The sequence below is a fragment of the Lentilactobacillus fungorum genome (genome assembly GCF_016860605.1).
Classification (GTDB): domain Bacteria; phylum Bacillota; class Bacilli; order Lactobacillales; family Lactobacillaceae; genus Lentilactobacillus; species Lentilactobacillus fungorum.
The window spans coordinates 39,789-56,496 of record NZ_BNJR01000004.1 but is presented as its reverse complement, the minus strand read 5'-3'; the positions used below and the strand labels follow the sequence as shown (position 1 = coordinate 56,496).

Here is a 16,708-nt window from a genome sequence, read left to right as displayed (position 1 = left end):
TAGATATGATATACTACACATAAATTACGAAGGAGTGGAACCAAATGACTAAAATCGAAGAAATTCAAAATTGGTTAATCCGCCAGCATTGCGATGGCGCCTTAATCAGTGACCCCAAAACGATTCAATACTTAACAACTTTTTATAGTGATCCAGCCGAACGGGTTTTAATGCTGGTGGTGTTTAAAGATGAGGAACCGTTTTTGTTTGGACCAGCACTCGAAGTAGAGGCGATTAAAGACACTGGCTGGGCAAATCCGGTATATGGTTACTTGGATCACGAAAACCCATGGGCAATGATTGCTGATCAAATTAAGGCCCGAAAGACCGCAATTGATCGCTTTGCAATTGAAAAATCTCAGTTATCGGTTGAACGCCTCGAGAATCTCCAACAACAGCTGCCAGAAAGTAACTTTGATACTAACTTAACGCCGTTAATTGAACAAATGCGCCTCATTAAATCGGCTGATGAAATTGAAAAGCTTAAGATTGCTGGCAAATGGGACGATTTTGCCCTCCAAAAGGGATTCGAGGCTGTTCAAGCCGGAAAAACAGAGGATCAAGTTGCTGCCGAGCTGCAATATGCTTTAATGCAAAATGGCATCATGGAACTCAGTTTTCCTTCCCTCGTCCAAGCAGGTAAACACGCTGCCGAACCCCATGGCGCAACTAGTGAGCGAAAAATCCAAACTAATCAGCTGGTCCTATTTGATCTGGGGACTGTTTGGCAAGGATACATTAGCGACGCATCAAGAACAATTGCGGTCGGCAAACCTGATGACAAGTCAATGGATATCTACCAAGTCTGCCTCGAAGCGCAATTAACTGCTCAAGCTGCCGTAAAACCAGGAATTACCGCTGAAGAATTAGACAAAAAGGCTCGTGACGTCATCGAAAAAGCTGGCTACGGCGATTACTTCATTCATCGACTGGGCCATGGGATGGGGATGAGCGAGCACGAGTTCCCATCTATCATGCAAGGAAACCAGATGGAACTTCAACCCGGAATGTGTTTTTCAATTGAACCGGGCATTTATATTCCAGACGTTGCCGGTGTTCGAATCGAGGATTGTGTTTATGTCACTGAAACCGGCTGTGAATCATTCACCCATACAACTAAAGAACTGCGGTATGTTGAAAATTAATTAAGCAGTTGCATGGATATTAAAAAATGTGGTCGACAAACCTGTCGAACCACATTTTTTAATTTTGACATCAAAGTTCTCGTTCATTTAATTCAGGGTTGTCGGTTTCGAACTTCCTTAACCTATTTTTGTGAGCCATCCTCGTCCGGATTAGCAGCGTCAGAAGCTTTTGGACGATCCGATTTAGGCTGCTCGTCAACTCCGTTATTTAAATCATCAGCAGCGTCGGGAATCCCAGAATTTTTAAACGCCTCCGTGGCATCAACGACAATATCATCCTGTTGTTTAGTTGGTTGATCGCTTTGCGGTGTATCCGTGTCATCAAAAGATTTAGCTTTCTCTGAAAACTTAGAAGACGCATCCTTAACATTATCCTTAGCGTTATTCATTTCATCTTTGATAACGTCTTTAAAGTCATTCATTGCGTCATTGGCATAAAACGCATAATCAACTGCCCGATCTCGAAGTTCATCAGACTTTTCCCGAAGATTTTTCTTCATTCGGTTCTTTTTATCTTCATCCAATTTTTGGTAAGCTGCGTAAAGACCAGCTCCCAACAAACCAGCGAAAAGTCCACCTACAAGTTTTTTACCCATCAATAAGACCTCCTAATATTTATTGGATTATTTTTTTGAATGGTGACGATTTCGATAGAGGTTCCATGCAGATTTACCAAATTTACCGGCAATTCCTGCAGTCACACCCTTCTTACTCGATTCTTTAACTTTGCCAGTTAAGTTTTGCGTTGCTTTATTTAAACTCGAAACACTTTCGCCAAGATCAGCGGCGGCCTGAAAGACTGGCGTGACAATGTTTAATTTGTCATCTACATCCTTGACTAAACTATTAGAGGTTGCCATGATCTTATCAGTTTGCTTGGTGATCACATCAACATTGGTTGTAATCGAGCGAATCGATGAATTCACTTCGGACATTGTTCGCCCAACTTTCATTAGGAACAAGCCAATAAATAAGACCAGCAGTAAAAATGCGATTGCAGCAATGAGACCAGCGATTTGCCCAACTGTCATTAATATTCCTCCTTGTGCAACAATTTACTTAAGAATAGCATTCCCACCAGCGTTTGACAATGAAATTGTTTTTCATTCAGCTGGTTTCAATTCGAATATTGATTTGATAAGATGGACTTATCTAAAAGAATTGAGGAACCAAAATGTTATCAACAATTAAATTACCTGAATTAGCCACTAACTGGCAACACTACTTTCATTTTTTGAATTGGCAGCAGTTACTTGCAACGGCAACCGAAAAAATTGGGATTATTTTACTGTTAACCTTATTATTGTTAATTTGCCGGCGAGTCGGTAAAGCTTTCATCAATCACTTTTTCAAACGTTACCGTGAAAAATACCAAAACACGGTTACCGAAAAACGCATTCAGACTTTTCATACCCTCACCATGAATATCTTGACCTATTGTCTGTGGTTTTTTTGGATATACTCGATCCTATCTGCAATTGGCGTCCCAGTTGGCACCCTCATCGCAAGCGCCGGCATCTTTAGCTTGGCAATTGGGTTAGGCGCCCAGGGATTCGTCACCGACATTGTCAGTGGTTTTTTTATTTTATTAGAAAAGCAAATTGAAGTTGGCGAGTATGTCCAAATTAACGGCATTCGCGGCACGGTTAGTTCAGTTGGCCTACGAACTACCCAGATTGTCGCTGATGATGGCACCCTCAACTTCGTCCCCAATCGAACAATTACGACCATTGCCAATATGTCGCGAAATAATATGACGGCAATGATCCAAGTTGGTATTTTGCCAGAAACGCCAATTGACCGCGTGATTCAAATCATTTCTGACGTGAACGAAAAAGAAGTTCCCCATTATTCAGATATTATCGGCCAACCGAAAATTATCGGGACCGTTAGTCTTCCTGATGGCAAACTGGTTGTTCAAGTCAACATCACGACTAAAAACGGTGCTCAATACCAAGTTTCGCATGACTTCTTGGCTAAGTATTTATCAAAACTGAACGAACAGGGCATTTCACTGCCAAGTAGCCCATTGATTATCCCGAAGAACGAGCCGCCTAAATCGTGATGCTCATCTTCGAAATTAGTTATCCTTATATATAATCTGAGACAAAAACTTTCTACCTGTAATTGCCGCTTGGATCCTCCATATCTGGATTAAAGCTGCGGTAAACACCCAACCCAGAATTTAGCAAAAGCGCTAACCACTCCTAGTCGGAATGATTGGCGCTTTCTGTTAAATGACAGGGCTTAAAACACCGTATACCTCAGTCGACAATTTCAAAACTGTCAAAAAATGATTAGCCCAGCTAAGCAAATGGCCCTTTGCCAATCTATTTTCTTGATGCTGGATTTGATTCAATTTGCGATTTCCGAACTACTCACGCCGGTTTGATTGGTTAGCTTCTGCTTTGACTCCATATAAACCGGTAACGCAATATAGTGCTTAGAAAAATTATGCGCCAAGTAGTTTAACTCCTTGAAGATTTCTCGGCGGGTGATAATGCCTTTAAATTCGTTATTCCCATCAACATAAGGCAAAAAGTTTTCATCCTCTAAGTAGCGTAAAATAACTTCTAAATTATCCCGTTCATAAATGGTTGGTACTTTCTTTTGCATCACTTGTTTTACCTTCATTGTCTCCAATGGCCGCGTCGTAATGCCAGTGTCTTGGAGCATTTGTTCGGCAATCATTGATAATGATACCAACCCTTTAAAGTGATTTTGGTTATCTAATACAGGAATCTTGGCATATTTAATTTTGGTCAGCACGAGGAAAACGTGTTGAAGATTATTATCTTCGTTAACCGTTGCGACTAAATCTGCTGGGATTAAAATATCCCGTTTGCTTTCCCTCATTACCGTTTCGATTGGCTTATCAATCATTTCAGAATAAGGCTCCTTTTTATTTAGTAAACGTAAATTGCAACTTATCAATTGGCTGGAGTTCGCGATCATAGTATTGAACGTGATTCATCTGGTCATCCGAGGTTAAAACTGCATACGTCCCACCGATAGCCGCGTATTGCCCCCGTGGATAGGTAATACTGCCAGGGTTTAGGAAGAGGATGCCGTTAGTTTGAACAACCCCCAACTGATGTGTATGACCAAATAAGACAACGTTGGCCTGCTTACTGCGCGCAAACAGCTGCAGTGTCAATAACCCGCTGTTTACATTTTGTAAGTGACCGTGCGTCAATAAAATTGTTTGCGTGCCAATTTGTTTGACCAGATCATCGGCAAATGTAGCCGAGTCCATATTGCCAGCCACGATGTAAAGCTTTGAAATTAACGGGTCATCTGCCACGAATTCAGAATCGCCGCAATGAAAGATGCCATCAACTTTTCCTTCATACTTATTCACCAGTTTATCGATGATTTGGCGATCACCATGATTATCACTGACAACAACAATTCTCATGCTTCCCACAACCCTGTTAGTTTATTCATTAAATTCCTGATGGCCCGCCCGCGATGACTAATCAGATTTTTATCATGAGTGGTCATCTCTGCCAACGTCATCTGTTTTTCTGGCACATAAAATAATGGATCATAACCAAAGTTATTTGTTCCCCGAGGAGCGGATAAAATCTGGCCATTAACCCGGCCAGCTGCTTCAACTTTATCTCCTCTTGGTGTTAAATATATCAGAACCGACTCAAAATAGGCATCCCGATTTAACTTATTTTGCATTTCTTTAAGAAGTTTGGCGTTATTGGCTGCATCGTCGTGATCGCCGGCATACCTGGCAGAATGAACGCCTGGTTGACCATTTAAAGCTGCCACAACCAAGCCGGAATCGTCTGCAATGACCGCTTGACCAGTAAACGCCATGATTGCCTGAGCCTTTAATAATGCATTTTCTGCGAACGTTTTGCCGGTCTCATTCACATCTGGGGCATCGGGAAAATGCTTGAGCGACTTGATTTGTACATCAGCATTTTTAAATGCCTCTTCAAATTCAATGATTTTATGATCATTCTTTGACGCGATCACAATTTGATCTGGTCGTTTCAACCTTAATCAGTCCTTTCAAATATCTAAATGGTCAGCTGACACCCGCGTCCCCAATAATTTGTCCGCAATCACCGCAAAGCTTGCTGGTTTGCCAGTTGTATAAAACTGGTTTGTTGGCTTTGAATGATTGGGGTCACGAAATTGGTGGTGCTTCGCTAAGTAATCAGCAACTTTTTGAGCGGTTGCAATGCCTGGGTCTACCAAATTTACCCCTTCACCAACAACATTTCTAATTTCCTGACTTAAAACGGGAAAATGAGTACACCCCATCACCAATGTATCAATTGGTAAGTCACTAAAATAGGCCAGTCGATTATTAACAGCGACTTGAGCTGCTTGGGTCCCAGCGAGGCCTTGTTCAACCATTGTGACAAATTCAGGGCAACCGAGTGCATAAACTTGACTGTCTGGATTAAGTTCATTAATGAGTCGCTGATAATCTTTTGACCTCACCGTGCCATTTGTCGCAATCACGCCAATTTGACCAGTTGCAGAAACTTTAACGGCCGATTCACTGCCGGGCGCGATGACGCCAATAACCGGAATTGGCAAAACCTGTTGAAGATACGTCAATGATGCAGCCGTCGATGTATTACAAGCAATTACAAACATCTTGACGTGTTGCTCGAGCATATAGTCAGCTATTCGCTTTGTTAACCTTTTGACTTGGTTTGACGATTTTTGGCCATATGGTAAATTAGCTTGGTCGCCAACAAAAAGGTACGATTCATTTGGAAGTACCTTGACGAGTTGTTTGAGGACGGTTAAGCCGCCGACCCCCGAATCCATGACGCCAATTGGGCGATTATCCACCTAAATTCCTTCTTCCTTGAATTACCTAACTGAAACTTATAAATGATTAAAATATTAGCTAAGCAAAACAGACTTAATAAATATATTGTATAATACTATTATGACATTTTGTATTGATGGAGATTAAAAAATGGATAATCAAGCATACAACACAATGATTCATCGTGACCACTTAGCTGACCTATTAGGACAAGCGTTAATCAGAGATGACCTCTTACCCAGTATTTTAGGCAACGATTCACACGAGATTTCATATTGGGCCGGCAAGCGGCTTTCCAGGACTCATCGGTTAGCCACTTATGAAGATATCGAAACCTTCTTTCGTCAATTTAAGCTTGGCGATTTAACCCTATTGAAACAAACAGCCAGCCAAATCAGTTGGCAGCTTGACGGAGAAATCGTTTCTGAACGGCTTCATCTGTTTTCTGATCCGGATTTCTTTTTAGAGGCAGGGTTTATTGCCCAAAGCTGCCAATATATCCTTGATCAACAAGCCGAATCAGAGGTTGAAAAAATTAATCCAGCAAAAGGCCTGGTCCTCATTACAACGTATTTAAGTAAAGACAAACCTTCAGATGGCCAAGAAGCTGCCGAAATTTTTAAGTTGGCTGCCGATCCCAATTCAACGACAAGCGACGACTCAGCTCATTAATTAAGCTAAACAAAAAGCGCTGCGCAAAAAAACGCAACGCTTTTTGTTTTACCTCACAACTACTCAGTATATTGAGCTAAAACTTTCTTTAATTGTTCCTTTGGGTGGTAGCCGACAATCGTGTCAACAACCTTGCCATCTTTCTTAACTAATAGCGTTGGAATACTCATAATCCCAAATTTTGAAGGGGTATTAGGATTCTTGTCAACGTCCATTTTGTTAAACGTCACATCATCCATCTCATCCGCTAATTCTTCAACAACGGGTGACTGCATCCGACAAGGGCCACACCAAGTTGCCCAAAAGTCAGTCAAAGTGACGCCCTTAGCAGTATCTTGTTCAAAAGTTTGATCGGTCGTTTCTTTTACCATTTTTCACACTCCCATCTTCTAATATATTTAGTCTAACAATTCCTCAAAAAAAAGCAAACAAATTGTACACAATTAGTTAATTAAAATTTAACAACCGTTGACCCATCGCCGCCAGCGTTAGGCGCAGAGTAGCCAAAGCTCTTGACCCGTTTATTGCGCTTGAGATAGTCGGTGACGCCTTTTCGCAGCGCTCCGGTCCCTTTACCATGGATAATTGTAACGGACGGGTAACCAGCTAACAATGCGGAATCGATGTAGCGATCAAGCTCGTACATCGCTTCTTCATAACGATGGCCACGCAAATCCAGCGTTGGGGATATCCCACTGGAACGCGTTCGCGAAACCCGGGTTTGCACGCGACCAGTTGCTTTTTTATCAGCGGCGACCTTCTCTAAATCGGCCTCGGCAATTTTCATTTTCAAAATTCCCAGTTGAACTTCCCAAGTGCCGTTTTTATCCTTACGAATTAGCGATCCTTGTTGACCATATGATTTTACCAAAACATCATCGCCCGGATGAAAATCATGTTTGGCTTTTTCTTTGGTAAGAACTTTGTTACGTTTTAAGCTTGGTGCCGTTTCCAGACGATTCAACGCCCCTTTTGCATCAATTAATTCATTTTCTTTAACCGCCACTTTGCCCACTTGAGCCTGTTTTTGATGTAAGTCGGCAATAATTTGATCGGCTTTTTGCTTAGCTTGTTCAACCACTTCGTTGGCCTGTTGCTTGGCGTGTTCTGCTAACCGATCTTTTTGTGCTTGATACTTATTAAACTGCTCAGTAAGTTGGCTATGCAGCGTTTCAGCTTGTTCGAGTTGCCCCCGCAATTGTTCAGCCTCATCATGGGCGCGTTTGGTCTGTTCCGTTAATTCCTCGATCATATGATTAATATCTTGGTTTTGCGAATCAGTAAATGAGCGGGCCTTGTCGATAATTTGACTAGAAAGCCCAAGTTTGCTGGCAATATTTAACGCATTACTTTGCCCGGGAACCCCCATTAACAGCCGATAAGTTGGTTGTAAGGTATCCACGTCAAATTCCATCGAGGCATTGATGATCCCTGGTCGGTTGTAGGCAAATGCTTTTAATTCCGGATAATGAGTAGTTGCAATCAATTCACAGCCGCGGGCATGAATGGCGTCAATAATCGCCATCGCTAAGGCTGCTCCTTCTTTTGGATCAGTCCCGGCACCTAATTCGTCAAGCAAAACAAGGCTATTTTCTGAAAGTTGGTTTAAAATCGATACGATATTATCCATGTGAGATGAAAAAGTACTCAAATTGGCTTCAATCGATTGATCATCCCCAATATCAGCAAAGACCTCATCAAAAACGCCAATTTGGCTATCTTCATTAGCGGTAATAAATAGACCGGATTGCCCCATTAATTGTAACAGGCCGACCGTTTTAATCGTAATTGTTTTGCCACCAGTATTCGGTCCAGTTACAATAATTGTGCGATAGTTATCACCGATTTCAATATCATTGGCAACTACTCGATCCCTAGCAATCAATGGATGCCTTGCTTTTCTTAAATTAATCACGTGATCATCAGAGATTAGTGGCAACACACTGCCCGTTTGGTGGGCATACTTAGCTTTGGCGTTTATAAAGTCCAGCTGGCCAATCAAATCCATATTATGCGTTAAATCATTACGATACGGTCGCAACAAATCACTCAATTCAGCGAGAATCCGGCGAACTTCTTCTCTTTCTGCCAGCTGATCTCTTCTGAGTTGGTTGTTCATCTCAACCACATTACTGGGTTCCACGTAAAGTGTCTGGCCCGAAGCGCTTTGATCATGGACAATGCCGCCAAAATGTTGCTTGTAATCCGCCCGAATTGGCAGTACGAACCGATCATCTCTGACCGTAATAATTGGCTCACTTAAATACTTGGCATCGCTGCCTTTAATAAACTTGCCCATTTTAGTTCGAATATCTGTTTGCGTATTGCTGATTGCCCGTCGGATGGCTCGAAGTTGTGAAGACGCCGAATCAAGGATGCGACCATCATCGTCAACTGACGCCACCATTCGCTTGGTTACTTCCGGCATTAACGTCAGTTGATCAACAATCACAGCAACTGTTCGTAGTTCAATGTCTTCTTTTAAGTCCGCGAAGAAATTGACAACCACTTGGACTGCCCGCAATAATTTTGTAATGTGGGCAAGCTCCGTTCCGCTTAATGAAGCCGCTTGGATTTTTAGCCGTTTCATATACGGAGAAATTTCCGTTAACTTAGGGATCGGGATTTCACCCTTCAGGCGAACGATGTCAGCCCCATCAGCCGTAGCTGCTAATCGTCTTTTGACGACCACCGGATCTGCGCTCGGCTGCAATTGTTTGACAATCTCTCGACCGCGATCAGTCGTTAAAAAAGCGGATAATTGTTGCTTAATTTTGCCATACTCTAAAGTTTCTAATACTTTTTCGTTCATGCGTTCACCTCACTAGCATGCTCAGTCCAAATTTGGATCATCTTGTTGGATAATCCTGGCGTTTGTTTAACAATCCATTGGCTAAGAGTGGATTGATCATACTGTTGTTGAATGGTTTGACTGGGCAATAATAATAAAAAGTTAAGTAAAATAAAAATGAGCAAGTAATGTGAAATGAGATTCATCAAAGCCCCTAAAATAGCGTTTGCTTGACTAATGAGTGGTAACTTAGTCACTGGCCGGATTAAATCCCTCACAATTCTAACCAAGCTGGAAATAGTGATAAAAATGAGTAGAAAAGCCAGCCATTTGATTATTAAGCGAATGGTTGCATTGGGCGACCAATTCGGATCAATTTGTAAAACAAAGTCCACCAGCGGAGCGGTGAATAAAATCGCGCTAACCGTTGCTGCCAGCCAACCGACCAAGTTAAAAAGTGCCACTACTAAACCACGATGAAATCCGCGTAAAAAACCAATCACTAAAATTAAGCAGATCCCAATATTAAAAATCACGCGCCTCAACCTTTCTATTGCCTGACATCATGGTCGTCTATCTTTTCCTTATCAAGTTGTGCCGCTATCTCGAATTGTTTGGAAATCGCATTAAAGGCAATCAAAATGGCTCGTTGCTCATCAGTCGCACTTGGCATTGCCGCTTGTAGTTGGTTTAACTGTTCATTCAATAGGTTTGTCACGGCCTGCATATGTTCAACCGAGCCCTTACCAACTAGTACATATTCTTTACCGCCAATCGTTGCTTTAAAGCGCCTCTTATCAGAATTTAACATTAACTCACATCCTAAAAAAATCAATTAAAAAGGACTGAGACAAAACTGACGCTTTGTTCTCAATCCTACGATCAAATGGCGAATATCGTCACTACTTGTTATCATCAGTGCTGTCTTGGTCGTCGCCATCTTTACCTAAGAACGTATTCAAAACCGATTCAATCATGTCCCATTCCTTGTCCGTTTCAATCGCCTGAAGCTCGCCGCCTTGCGGATCGCTTGGATCATCACCCTTAGGTAATGCAAATGCTTGAATCTCAACTTCTTCATCATCACTTTTGCCAGCCGGATAAATCAAAATATAGGACCGATCAAAATCTTCTGATTTGAAAGTAAATAACACATCGTATAAAGTTTCTTCGCCATTATCATCAACAAGTGTAATTTGTTGTTGTACTGGTTCATCTGCCATCATTGTCACCCTCGCTAAATTTTTGTTAATCTGCCTTTTCGATCTAGATAGTTTTGCAAAATTAATCCTGCAGCCAACTTATCAATGACTTTTTTACGCTTTTTCCTGGAAATATCTGCTTCTTCGGTCAACATCCGTTGGGCTTCAACAGTGGTTAAACGCTCATCTTCAAAATCTACGGGAAGGCCAAACTGTTTTTCCAAGCGTTTACCATACTGTTCAGAAGCTTCCGCCCGCGGACCCAGCGAATTGTTCATGTTCTTGGGTAACCCAACGACAAAGCCATCAACTTGATACTGTGACACCAATTCTGCAACCCGATCCAAACCAAACTGTTCGTTATCTTCATCAATTGGAATGATTTCCACTCCTTGTGATGTCCAACCAAGCGAGTCGCTAACCGCAACACCGACTGTTTTTGAACCAACGTCTAATCCCATTAATCTCATTTTTCACCCTTTTTCGTTTCGGTTGGGTGATTATCCAAGTAGAAACGAACTAATTCTTCGATGATTTCATCGCGTTCATGTCTGCGAATCAAATTACGAGCGTCCAAGTTACGAGGAATGTAAGCAGGATCACCAGAAATCAAATACCCAACAATTTGATTGTAGGGGTTGTACCCCTTTTCTTCCAGCGCAGCATACACTGTCAATAGTGTATCCCGAACATCCTTTGGTTGATCTTCATTGAAATTGAAAAACATGGTTTTATCTAACGAACTCATACGATTCACCTCTATGACATACGGTCATTTGTACTAATTTTAACTGATTATCGTTAAAACTACAATCAAGAGAGGCAATGTAATCGACATGTAATCGCAGTGTAATAATTATCGGTTAGCTAGCCATTCGGCAGCCGCATGCATCGCTTTGTCAAGACCGGCTGGGTCCTTGCCGCCAGCTTGGGCCATATTCGGCCGACCACCACCGCCACCTTTAATGTTTCCAGCAATCGACTTAATAAGATCGCCAGCTTTGATCCCATCATTAACCTTGTCATCGCGAACAGCAACAATCAAGTTTGCCTTTTGGCCGCTACCGGTTCCAAGGACCAACACATCCGAAAGGTTCTTGGCCCGCCAAGTATCTGCTAATTGACGAAGTTGATCCATGCCAGCGTCTTTGATGATTCCTGTAATAATGGAACCGCCTGAAACTTCTTGCTTATCTTTAAAGACATCTTGAGCTTGTTCACCAGCTAACTTGGCTTCCAAAGATTCTTGCTTCTGATGCAACCCCTTAATTTCGTCTTGTAATTGATTAACGCGATTAGGCACATCCTTTAATTGAGTCACTTTTAAGGCGCCAGCAACTTGTCGAAGTTCCTTTGTTTGGTCGTTTAAGAACTTGAAAGCATCGCGAGAAGTAACGGCTTCAATCCGACGAATACCAGCCCCGACTCCAGATTCAGACACAATCTTAAACAAACCAATCTCGCGGGTATTCTTTACATGAGTCCCCCCACAAAATTCAACTGAAAAATCGCCGATGCTGACAACACGTACCTTATCGCCGTATTTTTCACTAAACAACGCAATTGCACCCATTTTTTTACCAGTCTTTGGATCGGTCACTACCGTATTCACATTGATTTCATTAAAAATCTGCCGGTTGACCATATTTTCAACTTTTTCCAAATCTTCATCGGTGACTTGGCCAAAATGATTGAAATCAAATCGAAGATAATTGGGTTCAACTAAAGAGCCGGCTTGCTGGGTATGGCCACCTAAAACGTTTCTTAGTGATTGGTCCAGTAAGTGAGTAGCCGTATGGTTCTTTTCAACGCGGCTATGGAATAGACGGTCAACAACCAAATGATACTCGTTGCCCTTAATTAAAGGTTCTTGAGTTTTTAAGGTGTGTAAATTTTGCCCATTTGGCGCATGCTGAACGTCAACGACATCAGCGACCTTATCGCCTTCTTCGTCAAGGACAACTCCACGGTCTGCAACTTGCCCGCCCATTTCGGCATAAAATGGCGTTTTGTCAAAGATGACTTCGATTGTGTCTTCCTTTGACTGGTCCACACACTTTTCATCCTCAATAATTTCTAAAGCCTTAGCATGATCAACATCCAGCGTATCGTAGCCAACATAGTCACTTTTATCTTTAATTTCAAGCAACAAGTCTCGCTGAACACCCATTGATTTGGCACCGCTTCTTGCATTCCGAGCACGATCCTTTTGCTTTTGCATTTCGACTTCAAAACCTGCTTGGTCAACTTCTAAGCCGGCATCGGCAGCTTCTTCTTCAGTAAGTTCAACTGGAAAACCATACGTATCATAAAGTTTAAAAGCAATTGGGCCGTCGATTTGCTTTTGCTGATTTTTTTGCGCATCTGCAATCACTTCATGAAGTAACTTTAACCCGTCAGCTAACGTTTCATTGAACCGATCTTCTTCTGAACGAATGACCTTGGCAATGTAAGCTTGTTGCTTTAAGACATCCGGATAATACGACTCAAGGGTTCGCCCAACGACCGGTGCCAGCTTATATAAGAAGGCCTCGTTGATTCCTAGGCGCTGGCCGTTAACAATGGCCCGCCTGATTAAACGGCGGATAACGTAACCACGGCCAACGTTTGAAGGTAAGGCGCCATCACCAATTGCAACGGTGATTGCCCGGGCATGGTCAGCAATAATTCGAAAAGCAACATCATCTTGTTTACTTGTTCCATAGGTCTTATGGTCACTTAACTTTTCAGTTTCCCGGATCATGGGTAAAAATAAGTCCGTTTCAAAGTTCGTTCGAGCGTGCTGAAAGATCGACACGACCCGTTCAAGTCCCATACCAGTATCAATGTTTTTCCGAGGTAACGGCTCATACGTATCTTGTGGTGTGTGGTTAAACTGTGAGAAAACGATGTTCCAAACTTCAAGCCAGCGATCATTTTCACCACCTGGATAGTTTTCAGGATCATCCGGAGCTAAATTATCAAAATCTTCGCCCCGATCATAAAAGATTTCTGAATCCGGTCCAGAAGGTCCCTGACCAATATCCCAAAAATTATCCTCGATTTCAATAATATGGTCCGGCGAAACCCCGACTTGTTCCCAATACTTCTTAGCATCTTTATCTTTCGGGTAAACGGTCATATAGAGTTTTTCTTTATCCCAACCAAACCACTTCGGGGAAGTTAACAGCTCAAAGGCCCAGGTAATGGCCTCTTTTTTGAAATAATCCCCTACCGAGAAGTTCCCCAGCATTTCAAATAACGTGTGATGTCGGGGCGTCTTACCAACATTTTCAATGTCGTTAGTCCGAATACTCTTTTGAGAACTGGTCATCCGGGGATTTTTAGGGACCACCGAGCCGTCAAAGTACTTCTTCATCGTTGCAACCCCAGAATTGATCCATAATAACGTAGGATCGTCTACTGGGATAAGTGATGCACTTGGTTCAATCGTATGTCCTTTTTCTTGGAAAAAATCTAAAAACATTTGCCGAATTTGGCCACTGCTTAAGTCTTTCATGATTAATTCTCCTTTTGAAAAAAATAAAACACCGTTGCTAACAGAGACGCCCATTGACGCGGTACCACTCTGATTGCAACGATGTTTATCGTAACCACTTAATCTCTATAACGTAGAGTTGCGTATAGCTATTTAAAAGTTAAGAGAGCACTGGATTGGTTTAAATCGTTTTTTGCATCAACCAAAACGTTTCTTAAAATTAAATCCAATCAGCATATTCTTAAGACACTAGAAATTATACTTTTTTGTCAAATAACTGTCAATTATTTTACTTATATCGAGACGAACTGTTCTTGCGCTGTTTTCGTTGAGCCCGAGCTTCTTGACGCTTTTTGACCCGTCGATCCAGTTCATCTTTTCTAGCAAGCGACATCTTAATTTGTCGCTTATAACCTGGTTTAACTTTTTTCTTTTTCTTCTTAATCATGCCAATCATCGTTGGATCAAGCTTGTCATGTTTCTTACGATGTGTCTTACGACGATGGCGATCATAAGAGTCGACGATTTCATGGTTTTTCAAAGTTTTGGGTTTAAAGTGAATCCCCATATTTTCGAGTTCTTCAACATCCTTTTCTTCATCTGGTGAGTAAAGGGTAATCGATGTCCCGGACATCCCGTTTCGCCCAGTTCGGCCTACTCGATGAATAAAGAATTCAAGATCTTCGACTGGAATATCATCGTTGATGACTTCTGAAACACCCTGAATATCAATTCCCCGAGCTGCTAAATCAGTTGCAACAACGTATTGAAATTCGAGGTTCTTGACTCGACGCATAATCTGTTTTCGTTCCCGAGGTTTAACACCGCCATGAATCATTGCAACTTTCAAGCCTTGACCCTTGAGGTAGTCGGTTAGTTCCTCTACCCGTTTTCTGGTATTGGCAAAAATTAACACCAAATAGGGTTCCCCAATCGTCAATAATTGGTAAATGAGTTGGTTCTTATCGTGGCCCTTAGTAGAAATTAACCAATTGTCAATCGTTGGACTGATAATTGACGCCACCGGGATTTCTTCAATCACCGGATTATCCATGTACTTCCGCAAAAAAACATTGATTTTTTGCGGAATCGTTGCCGAAAAGACCATCATTTGAACATGTTTACCAAAGCTGGCAGCAATATGATCAACCACGTCTAAGAATCCCAGATCAAGGGTCATATCAGCCTCATCAATCACTAATTGAGAAGCAGTATGAACGTCCAAACCACCGTTTTGGATTAAATCCCAAATTCGGCCTGGGGTGCCAATTACTAGTTGAGGCTGCTCATGCTTTAATTTAGTTTCTTGTCGAAGTTTGTCAGTCCCCCCAACGTATGCGCCAGTTGAGATTGGCTGCTCACTGTGTTTAGCAAGTTGCTTGGCTGCATCGATAATTTGATAAGCCAGCTCACGGCTTGGGGTTGTGATAACAGCTTGAACTTCATGCTTATTAGGATCAAGTTGATTAAAAATTGGCAGTAAAAAAGCATGGGTCTTACCACTACCTGTAGCAGACTGACCAACCACATCTCGTTTTGCCATAATCTTTGGAATCAGTTTTTCCTGAACAGGTGTTGGCGTCGAAAAACCAATTTCCTTTAATGCGGCCATTAAAAATGGCTTTAAATTGAATTCTGAAAATTTGCTCATAAAATCTCCTACTTCTTGTAATCAGTGACAACCTGATTGAGGTCGGCCACAAAGGCTTTGATGTGGGCTTCATCTTCGACAACCGCCCCACTAGCAAGTGGATGGCCGCCGCCGCCATATTTCTTAGCGAGTTCATTGATTGCTGGTCCTTTAGAACGTAACCGAATCCGAAAGCTGCTATCTTTTTGCTGTACAAAGATTGCCCAAGAAGTGACGTCCTTAATTTTCCCGGGCAGCGGTACAACCGCAGACGTACTATCATCGCCAAGCTTAAATGGCGCCAATACTTTATCTGAGAGGACTAGGTAGGCGGCCCCGCTATCGAGAATCGTCAAATTTTCATAGACATAAGCTGACAATCGAGCCAGCGGGATATCAATCTCATCTTCGATTTTGTTAACTTCACTTGCAGAAAAGTCATAGGTTGTCAATCGGGCGGCAACTTCAAAAGTATGTGATGAAGTTGATGGGTACATGAATCGCCCCGTATCGCCAACAATCCCCGCATATAATAACCGGGCAGCTTCTGAAGGCATGACCAAGTCAGCCGTGTTTGCCGCGAAGAAGTCATAAATCAATTCAGATGTACTAGAAGCTTCTGGTTCTACCCACATCACGTCACCAAAGGCATCATCGTTTGGATGATGGTCAATTTTGATCATCATTTGGCCTTTGTTGTAACGATCGTCATCAACTCGTGGCTGATTAGCTGTGTCAACAACGATCACCAGCGCATGGGCATACTGATCATCGGCGATTTCATCCGTCTTGCCCATCCAATTGAACCCATCGTACTGCTTGCCAGCGGCCAACACCGTTTTTTTAGGAAAGGACGCTTTGAGAATCTGCGCAAGGCCCAGTTGTGAGCCGATTGCATCTGGATCTGGTCGTTTGTGACGATGAATAATAATTGTTTGATACTGTTTAATTGCCGTTAATATTTGTTCATTAATTGACATGTT

Annotated in this window: 19 protein-coding genes; 3 read left to right on the top strand and 16 right to left on the bottom strand. The window is 42.2% G+C overall.

What is annotated here, in order from left to right:
- Nucleotides 1–44 precede the first annotated feature (44 nt).
- Nucleotides 45–1,145 (top strand): M24 family metallopeptidase, encoded by a 1,101-nt coding sequence (locus YK48G_RS00375; protein ID WP_203628726.1) that lies wholly within the window; start codon nt 45–47, stop codon nt 1,143–1,145.
- A 122-nt stretch (nt 1,146–1,267) separates the two neighbouring features.
- Here the strand turns inward: YK48G_RS00375 and YK48G_RS00370 are convergent, their stop codons facing one another.
- Nucleotides 1,268–1,741 (bottom strand): YtxH domain-containing protein, encoded by a 474-nt coding sequence (locus tag YK48G_RS00370; RefSeq protein ID WP_203628725.1) that lies wholly within the window; start codon nt 1,739–1,741, stop codon nt 1,268–1,270.
- 27 nt (nt 1,742–1,768) lie between these two features.
- Entirely contained in the window at nt 1,769–2,176 is a 408-nt protein-coding gene (locus YK48G_RS00365) for a DUF948 domain-containing protein (protein ID WP_203628724.1), read from the bottom strand.
- Between the two features lie 143 nt (nt 2,177–2,319).
- Here YK48G_RS00365 and YK48G_RS00360 point away from each other — a divergent pair, with 143 nt between their 5' ends.
- The gene (locus YK48G_RS00360) at nt 2,320–3,210 is read left to right on the top strand and encodes a mechanosensitive ion channel family protein (protein ID WP_203628723.1); all 891 of its coding nucleotides are present in this window, start codon (nt 2,320–2,322) and stop codon (nt 3,208–3,210) included.
- 290 nt (nt 3,211–3,500) lie between these two features.
- Here the strand turns inward: YK48G_RS00360 and cbpB are convergent, their stop codons facing one another.
- From cbpB to murI, 4 genes are read right to left on the bottom strand one after another with little or no spacing between them, the layout of a single operon-like run.
- Nucleotides 3,501–4,028, bottom strand: a complete 528-nt coding sequence (gene cbpB, locus YK48G_RS00355) for a cyclic-di-AMP-binding protein CbpB (RefSeq protein ID WP_203628722.1) — start codon at nt 4,026–4,028, stop codon at nt 3,501–3,503.
- A 19-nt stretch (nt 4,029–4,047) separates the two neighbouring features.
- Nucleotides 4,048–4,563 carry a metallophosphoesterase gene (locus YK48G_RS00350; RefSeq protein ID WP_203628721.1) on the bottom strand — a complete coding sequence of 172 codons (516 nt, stop codon included), beginning with the start codon at nt 4,561–4,563 and terminating at the stop codon, nt 4,048–4,050.
- A complete protein-coding gene (locus YK48G_RS00345; protein WP_203628720.1) occupies nt 4,560–5,159 on the bottom strand; it encodes an XTP/dITP diphosphatase in 600 nt (199 codons plus the stop codon). Before YK48G_RS00345 ends, YK48G_RS00350 begins: the two co-directional genes overlap by 4 nt.
- A gap of 15 nt (nt 5,160–5,174) precedes the next feature.
- Nucleotides 5,175–5,948, bottom strand: a complete 774-nt coding sequence (gene murI / locus YK48G_RS00340; RefSeq protein ID WP_232365248.1) for a glutamate racemase — start codon at nt 5,946–5,948, stop codon at nt 5,175–5,177.
- Between the two features lie 154 nt (nt 5,949–6,102).
- On the opposite strand from murI, the gene YK48G_RS00335 reads away from it, so the two are divergent.
- Nucleotides 6,103–6,624, top strand: a complete 522-nt coding sequence (locus YK48G_RS00335) for a DUF2507 domain-containing protein (RefSeq protein ID WP_203628718.1) — start codon at nt 6,103–6,105, stop codon at nt 6,622–6,624.
- A gap of 59 nt (nt 6,625–6,683) precedes the next feature.
- Here YK48G_RS00335 and trxA read toward each other — a convergent pair whose 3' ends face one another.
- The 10 genes from trxA to YK48G_RS00285 all read right to left on the bottom strand — a co-directional run bounded on the left by trxA (nt 6,684) and on the right by YK48G_RS00285 (nt 16,705).
- Nucleotides 6,684–6,995 carry a thioredoxin gene (trxA, locus tag YK48G_RS00330; protein ID WP_203628717.1) on the bottom strand — a complete coding sequence of 104 codons (312 nt, stop codon included), beginning with the start codon at nt 6,993–6,995 and terminating at the stop codon, nt 6,684–6,686.
- An 80-nt stretch (nt 6,996–7,075) separates the two neighbouring features.
- On the bottom strand, nt 7,076–9,436 hold the full coding sequence (locus YK48G_RS00325; RefSeq protein ID WP_203628716.1) for an endonuclease MutS2: 2,361 nt from the start codon (nt 9,434–9,436) through the stop codon (nt 7,076–7,078).
- Entirely contained in the window at nt 9,433–9,951 is a 519-nt protein-coding gene (locus tag YK48G_RS00320) for a CvpA family protein (RefSeq protein ID WP_203628715.1), read from the bottom strand. The genes YK48G_RS00325 and YK48G_RS00320 overlap by 4 nt, the downstream gene beginning before the upstream one ends.
- Before the next feature lie 14 nt (nt 9,952–9,965).
- Nucleotides 9,966–10,226, bottom strand: coding sequence for a cell division protein ZapA (locus YK48G_RS00315; protein ID WP_203628714.1), 261 nt, complete (start codon nt 10,224–10,226; stop codon nt 9,966–9,968).
- Between the two features lie 91 nt (nt 10,227–10,317).
- Nucleotides 10,318–10,638 (bottom strand): DUF1292 domain-containing protein, encoded by a 321-nt coding sequence (locus YK48G_RS00310; protein ID WP_203629093.1) that lies wholly within the window; start codon nt 10,636–10,638, stop codon nt 10,318–10,320.
- A 14-nt stretch (nt 10,639–10,652) separates the two neighbouring features.
- Nucleotides 10,653–11,087: a Holliday junction resolvase RuvX gene (gene ruvX / locus YK48G_RS00305; RefSeq protein WP_203628713.1), complete on the bottom strand. Its 435-nt coding sequence runs from the start codon at nt 11,085–11,087 to the stop codon at nt 10,653–10,655.
- A complete protein-coding gene (locus YK48G_RS00300; RefSeq protein ID WP_203628712.1) occupies nt 11,084–11,365 on the bottom strand; it encodes an IreB family regulatory phosphoprotein in 282 nt (93 codons plus the stop codon). Before YK48G_RS00300 ends, ruvX begins: the two co-directional genes overlap by 4 nt.
- A gap of 108 nt (nt 11,366–11,473) precedes the next feature.
- Entirely contained in the window at nt 11,474–14,116 is a 2,643-nt protein-coding gene (gene alaS / locus YK48G_RS00295; protein ID WP_203628711.1) for an alanine--tRNA ligase, read from the bottom strand.
- A 268-nt stretch (nt 14,117–14,384) separates the two neighbouring features.
- A complete protein-coding gene (locus YK48G_RS00290) occupies nt 14,385–15,746 on the bottom strand; it encodes a DEAD/DEAH box helicase (protein WP_203628710.1) in 1,362 nt (453 codons plus the stop codon).
- Nucleotides 15,747–15,754: 8 nt separating this feature from the next.
- The gene (locus YK48G_RS00285; protein WP_203628709.1) at nt 15,755–16,705 is read right to left on the bottom strand and encodes a DHH family phosphoesterase; all 951 of its coding nucleotides are present in this window, start codon (nt 16,703–16,705) and stop codon (nt 15,755–15,757) included.
- Between the last annotated feature and the right edge of the window lie 3 nt (nt 16,706–16,708).

Bases quoted from the DNA above. Each gene is read 5' to 3' on its own strand.
- YK48G_RS00375 (WP_203628726.1), top strand. From the start codon at position 45: ATGACTAAAATCGAAGAAATTCAAAATTGGTTAATCCGCCAGCATTGC.
- YK48G_RS00370 (WP_203628725.1), bottom strand. From the start codon at position 1,741: ATGGGTAAAAAACTTGTAGGTGGACTTTTCGCTGGTTTGTTGGGAGCT.
- YK48G_RS00365 (WP_203628724.1), bottom strand. From the start codon at position 2,176: ATGACAGTTGGGCAAATCGCTGGTCTCATTGCTGCAATCGCATTTTTA.
- YK48G_RS00360 (WP_203628723.1), top strand. From the start codon at position 2,320: ATGTTATCAACAATTAAATTACCTGAATTAGCCACTAACTGGCAACAC.
- cbpB (WP_203628722.1), bottom strand. From the start codon at position 4,028: ATGATTGATAAGCCAATCGAAACGGTAATGAGGGAAAGCAAACGGGAT.
- YK48G_RS00350 (WP_203628721.1), bottom strand. From the start codon at position 4,563: ATGAGAATTGTTGTTGTCAGTGATAATCATGGTGATCGCCAAATCATC.
- murI (WP_232365248.1), bottom strand. From the start codon at position 5,948: ATGGATTCGGGGGTCGGCGGCTTAACCGTCCTCAAACAACTCGTCAAG.
- YK48G_RS00335 (WP_203628718.1), top strand. From the start codon at position 6,103: ATGGATAATCAAGCATACAACACAATGATTCATCGTGACCACTTAGCT.
- trxA (WP_203628717.1), bottom strand. From the start codon at position 6,995: ATGGTAAAAGAAACGACCGATCAAACTTTTGAACAAGATACTGCTAAG.
- YK48G_RS00325 (WP_203628716.1), bottom strand. From the start codon at position 9,436: ATGAACGAAAAAGTATTAGAAACTTTAGAGTATGGCAAAATTAAGCAA.
- YK48G_RS00315 (WP_203628714.1), bottom strand. From the start codon at position 10,226: ATGTTAAATTCTGATAAGAGGCGCTTTAAAGCAACGATTGGCGGTAAA.
- YK48G_RS00310 (WP_203629093.1), bottom strand. From the start codon at position 10,638: ATGGCAGATGAACCAGTACAACAACAAATTACACTTGTTGATGATAAT.
- ruvX (WP_203628713.1), bottom strand. From the start codon at position 11,087: ATGAGATTAATGGGATTAGACGTTGGTTCAAAAACAGTCGGTGTTGCG.
- YK48G_RS00300 (WP_203628712.1), bottom strand. From the start codon at position 11,365: ATGAGTTCGTTAGATAAAACCATGTTTTTCAATTTCAATGAAGATCAA.
- alaS (WP_203628711.1), bottom strand. From the start codon at position 14,116: ATGAAAGACTTAAGCAGTGGCCAAATTCGGCAAATGTTTTTAGATTTT.
- YK48G_RS00290 (WP_203628710.1), bottom strand. From the start codon at position 15,746: ATGAGCAAATTTTCAGAATTCAATTTAAAGCCATTTTTAATGGCCGCA.
- YK48G_RS00285 (WP_203628709.1), bottom strand. From the start codon at position 16,705: ATGTCAATTAATGAACAAATATTAACGGCAATTAAACAGTATCAAACA.